Below are 14,938 nucleotides of genomic sequence, written 5' to 3' on the forward strand. Positions count from 1 at the left end.
CGGATTTTTTATTTTTGCATTCTAATCAATTATTATGTACAGAAGTCATAACTGCGGTGAATTAACCGCATCACATATCAATACAGAAGTGACCTTATCGGGTTGGGTTCAAAAATCGAGAGATAAAGGATTTATTATTTGGGTCGATTTGCGAGACCGCTACGGCATCACACAGTTGGTGTTTGATGAAGAGCGTACTTCGAAAGAATTGCTGGCACGCGCACAAAAATTAGGTCGTGAATTCGTTATCCAAGTTACAGGTAAAGTGGTTGAACGCGATTCTAAAAACCCAAATATGCCCACTGGTGCTATTGAGATTTTAGTTTCAGAATTAACTATTTTAAACCAAGCCCTTTTACCGCCGTTCACTATAGAAGACAAAACCGATGGTGGCGAAGACATTCGTATGAAATATCGTTATTTAGATATTAGACGTAATCCGGTAAAAAACAACCTGATTTTTAGAGCAAAAGTAACTCAAGAAGTTAGAAACTATCTATCCAATGATGGTTTTATAGAAGTGGAAACACCCTACTTAATTAAATCTACACCAGAGGGTGCTCGTGATTTTGTGGTACCGTCACGAATGAATGAAGGCGAGTTTTACGCCCTTCCCCAATCGCCACAAACCTTTAAGCAATTGCTAATGGTTGGTGGTATGGACAAATACTTTCAAATCGTAAAGTGTTTTAGAGATGAAGATTTACGTGCCGACAGACAACCGTAATTCACACAAATTGACTGTGAAATGGCCTTTGTTGAGCAAGAAGATATTTTAAATGTATTTGAAGGTTTAACTCGCCACTTACTTAAAGAAGTGAACGGCGTGGAAGTGGAAAAATTCCCAAGAATGCTATACGATGATGCGATGCGCTTATACGGAAACGATAAGCCGAGACATTCGTTTTGGAATGGCATTTGGAGAATTAAATGCCGTAGCACAACACAAAGATTTTAGCGTGTTTAACACGGCAGAATTAGTGGTTGGTATTGCAGTGCCCGGCGGAAACACCTATACCGGAGAAGGAAATAGACAAACTCATTGATTGGGTAAAGCGTCCACAAGTAGGTGCCTTAGGTATGGTTTACGCGCGTTTTAATGAGGATGGTAGTTTTAAGTCTTCAGTAGATAAATTTTACGATCAAGAGGATTTAGCAAAATGGGCAGAGGTAACCGGTGCAAAACCTGGCGATTTAATCTGTGTACTCTCCGGAGAGACCAATAAAGTACGTGCGCAATTAAGTGCGTTGCGTATGGAACTAGCGACTCGTTTAGGATTGCGTGATCCAAAAGTATTTGCGCCATTATGGGTTATTGACTTCCCTTTATTAGAACTGGATGAAGAAACAGGACATTATCATGCCATGCACCACCCTTTTACATCACCAAAACCAGGGCAAATAGAATTACTCGATACCCATCCAGGGGACGTAAAAGCGAACGCTTATGATTTGGTTTTAAACGGTAATGAAATTGGTGGTGGATCGATACGTATTCACGATAAAGCGACGCAAGCGATTATGTTGAAGCATTTAGGGTTTTCAGATGAAGACGCCAAAGCACAGTTTGGCTTCCTTATGGATGCCTTTGAATATGGTGCTCCGCCACATGGGGGATTAGCTTTTGGTTTAGACCGATTAGTCGCTATTCTTGGCGGACAGGAAACTATTAGAGACTTTATAGCCTTCCCAAAAAACAATTCGGGTCGGGATGTGATGATTGATGCACCAGCACCAATTGATGATCATCAGTTAAAAGAATTAAGTTTAAAACTAAACTTAAAATCATAATAAAAAAATCCTGCTTCGAGCAGGATTTTTTATTAGTTTAGAACTATGAAAGGAAAAAAGATTTTTAAAATAATAGGCAGTATATTAGGCATTCTCTTGCTTGTCTTTGGGTTTTTAGTTGCCTATACTTATTATTTGATGCATTATAGTTTATTACCTAATGAAGGTGAATACAAACAGGATGCCCACTATATAAATCCGGAGATTTCTATTTTAAATGATGACTTTAAGGTTTGTGACAAAAATCATGTTTATCAGTATTACAATCAATCAGAAACCCTACCTTATTTCAGTGGAAAAAATGGTTTTAGGGACTATATAAATAAAGGGTACGAGAATCGAAATTATTCAGATTCCGGATATTTCAACATTCGATTTATTATTAATTGTGAAGGAAAAGCCGGGCGGTTTATTACGCATGAAAACAACCTCGATCTAGAACCACAGTCTTTTAATTCAGATTTAAAAAAACAACTCACTAACTTAACGACAAATGTTAAACAATGGCATCCAGTGTATCTACACGACAAAAAGAGAGATGCCTACATGTACATTTCATACCGCATAGAAAATGGAGAAATTACTGAAATTATACCTTAGTATTGCCTGTCTTTTACTACTCTTTTGTTGTAGTACAAAAAGAGAGAAAGCCGAAGCGGTTTATAAAAGAGCGATTCAATACCCACAAGGCTCAAGGATGAGCATTAATGGAATAAAAAGAGCGACAGAAATAGACTCCACTTATGAGCAAGCCGTTTACGAATTGTCTGTCGCGTACTTAAAACGGGGACTACCACACCAATGGTTGCCGCAGTACAATAAAGCTGTTACGTTAGATGCTGCAACTCGAATACCTTGGCGTGGCTACTTATATTTATGGTTTTATAGAGATTACAAGAAAGCCATTGCAGATTTTGACGCTTCAGATACATTAACTCCAAATTTTATTGATGCACCACAAGGCCATAGTGTAGATTATTGGCGTGGCATCGCCTATTTAGGATTGAAAGATTATCAAGCATCTAATGCCTATTTTGAAAAACATATCGCCCAAGAGATTAAAGCTTTTGGAGAAGATTATGTCGATGTTACAGCGTTCTTATACAACGGCATTTCTTATTTTGAAGCAGGAAACTACGAAAAAGCATTAGTCAATTTTGACAAACAATTAGCGTATTCCCGTAATCTGAGTGCAGATGCTAAATATTATAAAGCACAAATATTTAAAGCCCAAAACCTTTTAGAACTATCCAAAGAAACTATAAATGAAGCGATTGCAGATTACAATTTAGGTTATAATAATAAACGGCCTTATGTAGAAACCTTACGCCAAATATATCCGGAAGATTTAGAGGACTTAAAAAAAACATTGCAATAACGGCTCACAATTGAACAAAAAATCTACTTCCCACAGGTTTATTTGTTATTTTTAATAGAGACTAATCTTATGCCCAAAAAAACACCTTTTAGACGCTTTTTAATCCGGAGATACAAACATCTATCAGAAAAAAACTTTGTTTTTATATTAAGTGCACTGGTAGGTTTATTGGCAGGTTTAGCTGCTGTTATATTAAAAAATATTACGTTTACCATAGAGTCTCTACTATCTAAGAGTATTGCGTTTTCAAGCAATCAGCTCTATTTTATTTTACCGGTTATTGGATTATTGTTAGTCTATTTATTTGTGAAATATGTGTCAAAAAAACCATTAGAACACGCCATACCTTCCGTACTCTATTCTTTAGCTAAAAAAAGCGGTATTCTACAACGCAGTAAAATATATTTCCCATTAATAGCTGCGCCACTAACTGTTGGCTTCGGTGGTTCAGTAGGACTTTTAGGACCTGCTATTTCATCTGGTGCGGCTATAAGCTCAAACTTAGGCAAGCTTTTTCATATCAATAGAAAAACAAGAACCTTGTTAATAGGTTGTGCGGCAGCAGGTGCTATTTCTTCTATATTCAAGTCACCAATTGCAGCAATCATATTCGCTGTAGAAGTCTTCAGTTTAGACTTAACTTTTGTCTCTTTACTTCCATTACTTATTGCTTCGGTTTCTTCTGTAATTACATCATACTTCTTTCTTGGGGACGATTTACTTTTTAATTTTAACTTTTCAGACAAGTTTGAAATAAAAGACATTCTCTTTTATGCTGTTTTAGGAATTGGTACGGGCTTAGCCTCTATTTATTTTACTAAAATGTACTTTGCCATTTTAAAATTTTTTGAGCGTTTCAAAACTGCTTTTCAGCGTTTAATTATTGGCGGACTAGCTATTGGTGTTATGCTGTACTTTATTCCTCCTTTATATGGTGAGGGCTTCGGTTTTATTAATAATTTGCTGGCTGGCAAACATTTACAAGCTTTAGGCAAAACGCCTTTTGATGCTTTTAATGACAATATTTGGGTGGTCATCGCATTATTATTTGGTATCACCATTTTTAAAGCAGTAGCCATGACCACTACTTTTGCTGCAGGAGGGGTTGGGGGTATTTTTATCCCAACACTGGTTATGGGAAGTGCATTAGGCAACGTGGTTGCCAAAGTTATTAATAATATTGGCTTGGGTTTTAATGTTTCAGAAACTAATTTTACACTCATTGGGATGGCTGGATTAGTTGCAGGAGTACTTCACGCACCTTTAACCGCTATTTTTTTAATAGCTGAAATTACAGGGGGTTATGAATTATTTATACCATTGATGATCGCTGTAGGTATTTCTTTCAGTGTTAAAAAAAGCGCGATTGATTACACTATATATACTCGGGAATTATCTGAAAAAGGGCAATTATTGACGCATAATAAAGATCAAAGTGTATTAACTCTAATGACACTTGATGGCATCATTGAAACCAATTTTATCGTTTTAAAACCTACAATGACTTTAGGTAAAATGCTTCATGAAGGTGTTGCTAAATCTGCTCGTAACCTATTCCCAGTAGTCAATGAAGACCAACAACTTGTTGGCATCCTTTTATTAGATGACATACGCGACATGATGTTTGATCAATCTCTATATGATTCAACCCTAGTTCAGGATATTATGAATAACCCACCAGATAAAATTCATTATAAAAAAGATTCCATGCAAAAGGTGATGCAGAAATTTCAAGATTCCAATGCTTGGAATTTACCTGTTATTGACAATGGAAAATATATAGGATTTGTTTCAAAGTCAAAATTGTTGACGGCTTATAGAAGACAATTGATTAATGTTAGTTCATAGTTTTAAATTGTTTAATTTTGTCGTATGCCTTACGCATTTTGTGAGTTTATAAAATACTAAAATGAAATATATTATTTGGCTTTTCTTTATCGCTTCGGTTACCAGTGTGATTTGTGGCTACACATTAGAAGTTGATTACTCACAGAAGCTTATTGGCTTCGGGGTGTTGAGTTTCTTTTTTATAGTCATTCCATTATTTACATACCATAGATGGAAAGACAGAGATATTAAAGAATACATGTTAACCAAAGAAAAAATAGAAGAAATGCGTAAAAAGGAAGGTGACCAGCGAAAGCTATAACCTTTAATTCAAGTTGCGTTTTTCTATAAAAAACCGCTTCAATAACCTTGATGCTTCTGCTTCTAAAACCCCGCCTTCAATCTTAGTCTTAGGATGCAACTTTGTGTTAAGATGAATACAACCACGTTCGGATCCCTTGCCCCATATATAATTTTTGAAATCTGACTCCAATATAATGCTCCTGCGCACATTTGGCAAGGCTCTAAGGTGACATATAAGGTGCAATTCTGAAGATATTTCCCTCCGAGAAAATTTGCTGCTGCTGTTATAGCTTGCATTTCTGCGTGGGCTGTAACATCGTTTAACAACTCGGTTAAATTATGTGCTCTCGCAATAATACGGTTATCAATTACGATTATAGCCCCAACCGGGATCTCCCCTTTTTCATAAGCAGCCTCAGCTTCCTGAATTGCTTTTTGCATAAAATATTTGTCGTCGTATGGATTTATCATAGATGACAAAAATACAATTTCATTTAAATTATTAATACTATCTGAAAAAAATTGATTCAGATGAACAAAAAACTCAACCATCACCTCCCTATAGAACATTGTCATTCCAAGACCATGATTAGAAAACTAGGGTTATATATCTTCAATTAAAAAAATTCGCTATTGAACTCTTTCGCCAAAGCGTTAGCTCATTTTATGCCTGTTATAATATTAAGTTATTGCGACTCACAGTAGAACACCTGCTTCTTGTGAGATACACTATTAAATAAAAAAGGCAACTAATTTCTTAGCTGCCTTTTAAATTCTATGACTTAAAAACTACACTTAGTTTTTAAGAATCTTATCGTTTGTATTAATACCTTCTCCTTTAATAGTAAGAATATACATTCCAGATTGCAATGCCCCAATGTTTAAAGTGGCATTATCATTTAATATTTTTGTTGTATTTAAAACAACACGTCCGTTAATGTCCGTTAATGTAATGTTCACTTCACCAAAACTCTTTTTAACATTAATATTTAAAATGTTATTGGTTGGATTAGGAAAAATTGAATAGTTAGAAGCTTTGAATTTATCTACACTTAAACTAGTACAATTTTGAAGTGATGGATCTGATGACGCAGGAGCTGTAAAATCTTGAACTTGATCTGTTCTTGAGCCAAAAGTCCCTTGACTTGCGTTCAAACCAACCCCTCGATCAATAAAAGCCTCCCAAATCATACATTGGTCTTCGCCATTACTTAAAGCAGTATCTGCGGCTAAAAGGGCATCTCTACCTTCAACAAAACCTGCGCCACAAGCTTGAAGTTTAAGTCCATCTAATACCAACTGCATTATTTTATTATTTCCACCAGTACCATTGTATACATCTGAATCAAAACCATATTTTTCAATATACTTCCAAGTTAAATCCCAAAGTATGGTGGCCCATACCGTTCCTATACCATGAGGCTGTGAAATATTAGTGTCATCATTAGTACTTGCATATGTAAGCGAGTTAACGCTAGTATCCGTACTATAAGGTGCTGGTCTAATTCCTAAACCATCTAGTGGTTGGCTAGTAGAATACGTTACAAACCCTCTAGCATCTGTCCCAAGGTCTGTCGCCTTCATGGTTATCATCATTCCAAACCAATCAGACCAGCCTTCTCCCATTTGCTCAGCATTCCCTAAACAATTTGAATTACTTGGCCCTCCTGCTAATCTATTAGAAATACCATGCCCGTATTCATGAGCCACAATTTCGTTATCTAAACTACCATCTACTAAAGGTCTAAAGATAGTCGCGTTAATTACTTCACTATTTTGAAGCGCTGTAATTAATTGTTCTCCATCTGCATTATTAATAAACAACGACGGAATTGTAAAAGGGGGCATTGTCTCACCCGACATATTAACATATTCGGTATAAGCTGGATCATTCGTTGGATTATTATGATTCACCATTATTACTGCAACCGCACCAGCATCTTGTGCCGCTTGAATTTTAGAAGTAAAATTACAAGCCCCTCTTCTAATCACGGCAATTTTACCATTGAGATTAGCGGCATTGATGACCGCGTTACAACCATCATTAGGATCTGTAGAAGTGGGTTGTCCAATATTATCATCAATAATTACCGCTAAATCTGCTGTAACTGGAGTCCCTGAAGGCCCAGTGATGTTATTACCAGCTCCTGCTGCAGGAGAAACGGCTGTTATTTCACCTACTAATGGTCCACCCGAATTCACAGTTAATGGACTCCCATTCGTATCCCATAAAAACATTTGCATTCCTGGATTATTTCCATCTCGGAGGTGTTCCAAAATTTGCATTATTAAAACCACTACCATCTTGGCCATCTGCCACTACAAAATCATTTCCTGCTCCACCATTACCATAGTTGTTTTGCTGAAAATTTCCACTCACCTCATCAAAGCCATACTGATACCAAACATCATGCATGATATTACTAATGTAAAATAAATTAGTAAGTGATAAATCCTGGAAACTAGAAGGTGTCGTAGTTATAACTGATGCTGAATAATCAAAATCTAATGCGGCACCTCCATCAGGAGCTGCACCAAAACCATCGTCTCCATTCGCATCTTCTTGCGCATAGACATTGTTTCCTCTAGTAATTGTAAATTCTGCACCAGCAGCACCATTGGTATCGTGCCATCCTAAAGGTGATGCGATGAGGTTTGCGGGTTCTGAAACTAAAGTTAATGGTCCATCATTAGGATTTTCAAAAGGAATTGGGTAAACACTATATTGAGACCCATCTACCATATAAGAACTTTCTGATTTAAATAAATTAATTCCAGTGCTTTCTTTTATTTTATGTGACGTGTGCTTTTTATGATTTCCATCTCCGAAGTTACAAGATAAAATCCAGTTGTTAGTATCTATGATAGCTCCTGTTGAAGCATCCACCCTAACACTGTACCAATTTTTATTGTCTAAAGTATTAATGCTTAAATCCCAAGCCAATTTAATACTTCCATTCTCTAAAGGTTGAAAAACTAACTGTACTGGAATATCCACTCTTGAAACACCCCCTTTAGAAAAAAGATAACTCCCTTCTGAAGATTTAAGAACCTCTAAATTAGAAACAGGTCCTAAATTATATGCCGTGACTACTGAATTGATAGCCGATTGCGCATCAATTACCGGAGTTGTTGTATTTATTTTTGAAGCAATATTAGAAAGTAATGCATTATCATAATAAAACACAGCATTATCTCTCATTGCTACGCTTGAAACAGCATTGTGAATTTTAATCCCTTGATAGGCTTGATTAATATAAACGTGATTTATTTTAGTTTTTTTAGAAAAATAAGCATCACTTACTAATAGGCTGGAAAGATCATTTTCAGACAATCTATAGCTGTCTTTATTTTGGTTTAGCCAGTTTTGAATGGTTGAACCAAATTCATTATTAGCCAATCGGTTTTGAGCATTACCCATTTGAAAAGCAAATGCGAAAGCGAAAACAATAAGCTGTAAAAAGTAGTTTTTCTTCATCGTTTGAATTAGTTTATTAATAGATTTTTAAGATAAGTCCCAAATATAAGGAGCAACTTACAATTATTTCAATAATCTCTAAATTATCTTAAATAATTAACATTTTATACTGCTCATTTTGATAATTTTACAATCAATTTTATCCTATTATGGCCACGCCAATTTTAAACACCATTGATTCTATTAAAAAGTTAAGGACACTCAATGAGAAAGCTCTTATTGATTTAACGAAAGAATTACGCAGCTTTATCATAGAAGCTGTTGCTACAAAAGCGGGCCATTTGGGCGCCAGTTTGGGTGTTGTTGAGTTAACAATTGCTCTCCACTATGTTTTCGATACGCCAAAGGACAAACTCATTTGGGATGTTGGGCATCAAGCATATGGCCACAAAATCTTAACGGGAAGAAAAGACATCTTTCATACAAACAGACAATTTAGTGGTATTAGTGGGTTTCCAAATCGAAGTGAAAGTGAATTTGACACTTTTGGTGTTGGTCATTCCTCAACTTCAATTTCTGCCGCGTTAGGAATGGCCCTCGCGTCTCAATTAAAAGGTGATCTTAATAAACAGCATATTGCTGTCATTGGAGATGCTTCAATCGCGAGTGGTATGGCCTTTGAAGGCTTAAACCATGCAGGCGTCACTAATTGTAATCTATTAGTTATTTTAAATGATAATGCCATTGGTATCGATCCTAGCGTAGGTGCCCTAAAACGATATTTGACTAATGTTAAACAAGGCACTCAAAAACAAGACAATATATTTGAAGCCTTAAACTTTGATTATTCGCGCCCAATAGATGGTCATGATTTACCTAAATTAATTATAGAATTAACCCGCTTAAAGACTGTAAAAGGCCCTAAATTTTTACATGTCATTACCACTAAAGGCAAGGGGCTTCGTCAAGCAGAAGAAAACCAAGTTACCTACCATGCTCCAGGAAAATTCGATGTAAAAACAGGCGATTTGTATGTAAAAGAAGGCAGTATTGAAGCGCCTAAGTTTCAAGATGTTTTTGGGCATACACTGGTTGAATTAGCAAAATTGAATGAAAATATTATAGGCATTACTCCAGCCATGCCAACGGGCTGTTCACTTAAATTTATGATGGAACAAATCCCAGATCGTGCCTTTGATGTGGGCATTGCAGAACAACATGCCGTTACACTTGCTGCCGGTATGGCTGCACAAGGTTTAATCCCTTTTTGTAATATTTATTCTACTTTTTTGCAACGGGCTTACGATCAAGTGATTCATGATGTTGCTCTTCAAAATCTCCCCGTTATTTTCTGTTTAGATCGTGCTGGTCCGGTTGGTGAAGATGGCGCAACACATCATGGTGTTTACGATTTAAGTTATTTACGCTGTATTCCTAACTTGATCATTTTCGCTCCACGTAATGAAATTGAATTACGTAATATTATGTACACTGCTCAATTAGGCCTAGAACACCCGATTGCCATTCGATATCCTCGTGGTCGTGGAAATATAATTGACTGGAAACAAGCCTTTACTAAAATTGAAATAGGAAAAGCGGAAGTACTATTAAAAGGAAAAAAACTAGCGGTTTTGTCTCTTGGTAGTATTGCGAAAAATGTTTCTGAGGCCATACATTTAAAGGAAACACTTCAATCTATTTCGCATTACGATATGCGTTTTGTAAAACCATTAGACCGAGACATTACTTCACACTATTTTCAAAACACATGAGCGTATTGTTACGATTGAAGACGCATCCATTATAGGCGGGTTGGGCTCAGCTATTTTGGAATTTGCTGCTGAGCATCACTATAAAAACAAAGTCTACTTAAAAGGCATTCCCGATGTTTTTATTGAACATGGGACTATTGATGAATTACAGCAATCCATTGGCCTAGATGCTAACGGACTTTCAGAATATATTTCATCTAAACTAATCTAAAAACTAAACCCTTTTATCTTTTTGTATTGAATGATTGCCTGACTGTCAGATAGTAAAGAAACGAAATGACAAACACTTAATAAGCGTTCGTACATGCTATCTTGATTCACTTTAATTGTTTTAGGCAATCCTTTTAGTATTAAACCGTCATAATTAGAGGCTTTGCTTTCGTAGCTGTTGTTCACCGCTTCTGTATAGGTTTCAAGAAGCGTGCTCAACACACCATAACCCGCGATTTCTTTATCTACTACCTCTGTAGATTGGTAAATTTTTTCCACGCTTAATTTAATGATGTCGTTAATTTGGGCTTCATATTGACTTTTATCTAATAAGGCTTGATCAAATTCACCATTTAAAATAGCGTCTTCGTTTTGCATAAAAAGAGTCACTGCTTCGTCAATTAATGTCCCAATAGCTAGTGCTCTTAAATAGCTCACGCGGTCTTCTGTGTTTTTTAACTCGTGATATTTATTAGTATTAATCTTATGGCGAACTAAGTTAATGAGATATTCCAAAGCGAACTCTTCTTGTATGAGTCCTAAGTTAATACCATCTTCAAAATCTATAATCGTATAACATATATCATCTGCGGCTTCCACTAAAAAGGCTAATGGATGACGGGAGTAACTCATGGCCTTGTCATTTCGACTTTCCAACCCTAGTTCTTTAGCCACGTCAATAAAGGCCTCCTTCTCACTCTGAAAAACACCATATTTCTTATCAGCAATATGACGCGTTGGTTTTTTAGGAAGCGATTCTTTAGGATATTTAGTAAATGCCCCAAGGGTCGCATAACTCAATCTTAAGCCACCTTCACGTCCATCTCTACTTTGTGTTACGATTTTGAATCCGTTCGCATTGCCTTCAAAATCACATAAATCTTGATACTCTTTTTCGGTTAACTCTTTTCTGTATTGACTTCCTTTTCCGATTTAAAAAACTCTCCAATAGCCTTTTCTCCGAATGCCCAAACGGCGGATTTCCAATATCATGAGCTAACGCCGCAGCAGCCACTATGGCTCCAAAATCATGTGCCTGATAGCCATGAATGTTTTGCAAATGCGGATGTTTTTCTAACACTTTTAAACCCACTCTTCTCCCTAATGAACGCCCTACAACACTCACTTCCAAACTGTGGGTTAAACGGGTATGCACAAAATCGGTTTGCGATAAGGGAATCACTTGGGTTTTATCTTGAAGACTTCTAAATGCCGACGAGAAAATAACACGGTCGTAGTCTACCTCAAAACCCAATCGCGTTTCGTCTTGTTCTTTTCGTAATCGTTTATTGGTGTCTCCAAAGCGCTTTAAAGAGAGTAATTGTTCCCAGTTCATAGTTGGTTTTTAAGTGCTCGCAAGATAGAAAAATTCAATGTTAAATTAATGTTTCCAAATTAAAAATGAATCCCACTCTTGGTAACATTGCGCTAACCTTTTGATGACTGAGTTTTAACGCCTGCTTAACCTTCGATTCATAGAACCGCAGTTTCTTTGCATCGAGAAAACTAAAATTAAAAATGAAACAATTTTTGCTAATTATTACACTACTAACTTCATTAGTCGCTTTCGCTCAAGAAACGGGTTCTGTTTATGGAAAAGTTTCTGATAAAGACTATAACGACGAAGCATTACCTCAGTGTAATGTTGCCATTAAAGGGACTTCGAAAGGGGAAACTACAGATTTTGATGGTTTATATTCTATTGCTAATTTAGAACCTGGAAGCTATACTTTAGAATTTAGCTTTGTAGGTTACGAAACACAAAATATTCCAGTTCAAATTAACGCTGGAGAAAAGAAAGAAATTAATGTTAGCTTAGCGGCAAGTACAGCAAAACTAGAAGAAGTTGTACTTCAAACAACAACAAAGCGAGAAAGTGAAACTGCCTTATTATTAAACCGAGAAAAAGGCCGTAGAAATTAAGCAAAGTATTGGTGCAGACGAGTTATCACGTAAAGGTGTTAGTGATGCTGCCGGTGCTGTTGCTAAAATTTACGGTGTATCTAAACAAGAAGGTTCAAGTAACGTGTATGTTCGTGGATTAGGTGATCGTTATTTAAATACAACTATGAACGGTTTGTCTTTACCGTCTAACGATGTAAACAAGAAAAACATTGACTTGAATCTCTTCTCTTCAGACGTTATTCAAAATGTATCCATAAGTAAGGCTTACTCTTCGAGATTTTATGGCGATTTCTCTGCGGGTAATGTAGACATCACATCAAAAGAGCATAAAGGTGATTTATTTTTTGAAGTGTTTACTGGATCTGGCTTTAATACCAATGCTATAGATAAAAGCTTTGTAAGAAGTGAAGGTACGGGCTATTTTGGTTATTATGGCAGATATGAGCACAATCCTTTTGCTGTTATTTTATCACATGGTATAGACCCGGAAAATGTGAGCACTCCTATTAATATTAACTATGGTGCTTCTGTTGGCAATACCTTTAATTTTAATGACGACTCTCGTTTAAGTGTCTTTGCCACAGCTTCGTTTGAAAACAATTATCAATACCGATTTGGAAAAGCAGTAGATTTTTCAACTGTAGAAAAAAAGCGTTTTGATGCTGCCGAGGAATACGAATATAGTACGACGACAACGGGCATGACTAACATAAACTATAGAATCAATGATGAGAATAGTATAAAGTTTAACTCGGTGTTCATCAATAGTTCTTCAGACGAAGTAGGCTATTTTGGTATCGATGGAAAAGGAAAAAACAGAGATGCTATTTTAAACACCGATGAAGGTTTTTATCAAATGAATGTTCAGTTTGATCAAACCGGAATGTTTGTTAACCAACTATTAGGAAACCACAAATCAGAGAAGTATGAGTTAGACTGGGGTTTTGGGTATAACAAGGTCTATGCTAACCAACCCGACAGAAAACGTGTGAGTTTAGAAAACTACCATTTGGCATTTGATAATGATGCCTCTACAAATCCAAGCTTTTATAGTAATGTAGATTTTGACAATCAGCGCTATTTTCAAAATATTGAAGACGACGAATACAGTGGTAGGGTTAATTTAGCTTATGACGCCAATGAGACTGTTAAATTAAATTTTGGCTATAACGGAAGGTACAAAACAAGACAGTTTGATAATATTCGTTATGGCTATGATATTCAAGACAATGGATATGCCGTTACAGACGTTAACAACTTTGATAGTTTCTTTACCTTATCAAATATTAGTTTTGATAATAACAATACAGGCTATGACATCACAGTGATTAATGGTATTCCTGTGAGCGCTACCGATCCCAATCAAACCTTAGGTAACACCAATTTACCAGGGCTACCTGAAAACACGTACTCCGGAAAATTAAGTATTGCGGCAGGGTATATGGATGCAGAAATTAAAGCTGGTGAAAAATGGTTATTTGTTCCAGGGGTTAGACTAGAATCTTTTGACCAGTCTATTAAATACGATGTTATAAACCTAGGAAATCAAGGCAATAGCGAACGTGCTTTTAAAGAAACGTTTGTCCTACCTACACTAAACATTAAATATGCCTTAAACGACGATCAAAATTTACGTTTCTCTGCCAGCCAAACGGTTTCTGTCCCGAATTTAAAGAAGTGGCTCCTTTTGTTTATGAAGACGTTTCTACAAGAATTGGTGGTAACCCGGATGTGTTAGGCTATTCTAAAATAGTTAATGCCGATTTCAAATACGAATGGTTTTTTAGTAGAAGTGAGATCTTTTCTGTAGGGGCTTTTGGCAAACAGATAGACAACCCTATTAATCTAGTAGTTGTAGGCGATGCCACCGGAACACAACGCTATGTAAGAACTGGAGATAAGGCTACTGTGTATGGTGTAGAAGTAGAGTTAAGAAAAAACCTCATTGTAAACGACGCGGATGACACGAATTTATCCTTTGGAATTAACGCGACTTACATGAAAACCAAGCAAGATTTATACCCTGCTATAGATGGTACTTTTGATTTATCTTTCAAGAAAGCACAAGATGAGCTACAGGGCGCATCTCCTCTTTTATTAAATGCAGACATCAGTTACTCGCCAACTTTTGAAAATTACAAACCAGTAGCGAACCTAGTATTCTCTTATTTCTCTGATAGAATTGATGCCTTAGGCTCTGGTGATTTAGGAAACATCGTAGAAAAAGGTGTTCCTACTTTAGATTTCATCTCGGAAAAACACGATTAAAAAGGATTTTGAAATCAACTTTAGTGCAAAAAACATATTAAATCCTACCATTCAATACATAAGAGA

9 protein-coding genes and 4 pseudogenes are annotated in these 14,938 nt (G+C 36.2%); 9 read left to right on the top strand and 4 right to left on the bottom strand.

The annotated features are described in order from the left end of the window. Positions 1-34 precede the first annotated feature (34 nt). The 5 genes and pseudogenes from aspS (at position 35) to N7U66_RS10805 (ending at position 5,318) form a co-directional block, all read left to right on the top strand. Positions 35-1,791: pseudogene (gene aspS / locus N7U66_RS10785) on the top strand (aspartate--tRNA ligase). 45 nt (positions 1,792-1,836) lie between these two features. Next, positions 1,837-2,391: a hypothetical protein gene (locus tag N7U66_RS10790; protein WP_267675338.1), complete on the top strand. Its 555-nt coding sequence runs from the start codon at positions 1,837-1,839 to the stop codon at positions 2,389-2,391. Further along, positions 2,363-3,169: a tetratricopeptide repeat protein gene (locus N7U66_RS10795; protein ID WP_267675339.1), complete on the top strand. Its 807-nt coding sequence runs from the start codon at positions 2,363-2,365 to the stop codon at positions 3,167-3,169. The genes N7U66_RS10790 and N7U66_RS10795 overlap by 29 nt, the downstream gene beginning before the upstream one ends. Positions 3,170-3,238: 69 nt before the next feature. Beyond that, on the top strand, positions 3,239-5,017 hold the full coding sequence (locus N7U66_RS10800; protein WP_267675340.1) for a chloride channel protein: 1,779 nt from the start codon (positions 3,239-3,241) through the stop codon (positions 5,015-5,017). A 61-nt stretch (positions 5,018-5,078) separates the two neighbouring features. After that, positions 5,079-5,318 (top strand): hypothetical protein, encoded by a 240-nt coding sequence (locus N7U66_RS10805; protein WP_267675341.1) that lies wholly within the window; start codon positions 5,079-5,081, stop codon positions 5,316-5,318. 3 nt (positions 5,319-5,321) lie between these two features. Here N7U66_RS10805 and N7U66_RS10810 read toward each other — a convergent pair. The 3 genes and pseudogenes from N7U66_RS10810 to N7U66_RS10820 form a co-directional block, all read right to left on the bottom strand. Next, positions 5,322-5,770, bottom strand: a pseudogene (locus tag N7U66_RS10810) (nucleoside deaminase). Positions 5,771-6,094: 324 nt separating this feature from the next. After that, on the bottom strand, positions 6,095-7,576 hold the full coding sequence (locus N7U66_RS10815) for a M36 family metallopeptidase (RefSeq protein ID WP_267675342.1): 1,482 nt from the start codon (positions 7,574-7,576) through the stop codon (positions 6,095-6,097). Continuing rightward, a complete protein-coding gene (locus N7U66_RS10820) occupies positions 7,551-8,777 on the bottom strand; it encodes a M36 family metallopeptidase (protein WP_267675343.1) in 1,227 nt (408 codons plus the stop codon). The genes N7U66_RS10815 and N7U66_RS10820 overlap by 26 nt, the downstream gene beginning before the upstream one ends. A gap of 149 nt (positions 8,778-8,926) precedes the next feature. Between N7U66_RS10820 and dxs the strand changes: the two are divergent. Beyond that, positions 8,927-10,700 (top strand): annotated as a pseudogene (gene dxs / locus N7U66_RS10825) (1-deoxy-D-xylulose-5-phosphate synthase). On the opposite strand, the pseudogene N7U66_RS10830 reads toward dxs, so the two are convergent. After that, positions 10,697-12,035 (bottom strand): annotated as a pseudogene (locus tag N7U66_RS10830) (deoxyguanosinetriphosphate triphosphohydrolase). The pseudogenes dxs and N7U66_RS10830 sit on opposite strands and share 4 nt — an antisense overlap. A gap of 182 nt (positions 12,036-12,217) precedes the next feature. Here N7U66_RS10830 and N7U66_RS21780 point away from each other — a divergent pair. The 3 genes from N7U66_RS21780 to N7U66_RS21790 are packed head-to-tail and all read left to right on the top strand — an operon-like array spanning position 12,218 to position 14,872. Next, positions 12,218-12,622 (top strand): carboxypeptidase-like regulatory domain-containing protein, encoded by a 405-nt coding sequence (locus tag N7U66_RS21780; RefSeq protein ID WP_313791168.1) that lies wholly within the window; start codon positions 12,218-12,220, stop codon positions 12,620-12,622. Positions 12,623-12,629: 7 nt separating this feature from the next. Continuing rightward, on the top strand, positions 12,630-14,342 hold the full coding sequence (locus N7U66_RS21785; protein WP_313791531.1) for a TonB-dependent receptor domain-containing protein: 1,713 nt from the start codon (positions 12,630-12,632) through the stop codon (positions 14,340-14,342). After that, positions 14,282-14,872, top strand: coding sequence for a TonB-dependent receptor domain-containing protein (locus tag N7U66_RS21790; protein ID WP_313791169.1), 591 nt, complete (start codon positions 14,282-14,284; stop codon positions 14,870-14,872). Before N7U66_RS21785 ends, N7U66_RS21790 begins: the two co-directional genes overlap by 61 nt. The last annotated feature ends 66 nt before the right edge of the window (positions 14,873-14,938 follow it).

Origin of the sequence: Lacinutrix neustonica, assembly GCF_026625145.1 — a bacterium.
GTDB lineage: Bacteria > Bacteroidota > Bacteroidia > Flavobacteriales > Flavobacteriaceae > Lacinutrix > Lacinutrix neustonica.

Coding starts and splice junctions, on each gene's coding strand:
- N7U66_RS10790 (WP_267675338.1), top strand. CDS start 1,837: ATGAAAGGAAAAAAGATTTTTAAAATAATAGGCAGTATATTAGGCATT.
- N7U66_RS10795 (WP_267675339.1), top strand. CDS start 2,363: ATGGAGAAATTACTGAAATTATACCTTAGTATTGCCTGTCTTTTACTA.
- N7U66_RS10805 (WP_267675341.1), top strand. CDS start 5,079: ATGAAATATATTATTTGGCTTTTCTTTATCGCTTCGGTTACCAGTGTG.
- N7U66_RS10820 (WP_267675343.1), bottom strand. CDS start 8,777: ATGAAGAAAAACTACTTTTTACAGCTTATTGTTTTCGCTTTCGCATTT.
- N7U66_RS21780 (WP_313791168.1), top strand. CDS start 12,218: ATGAAACAATTTTTGCTAATTATTACACTACTAACTTCATTAGTCGCT.
- N7U66_RS10800 (WP_267675340.1), top strand. CDS start 3,239: ATGCCCAAAAAAACACCTTTTAGACGCTTTTTAATCCGGAGATACAAA.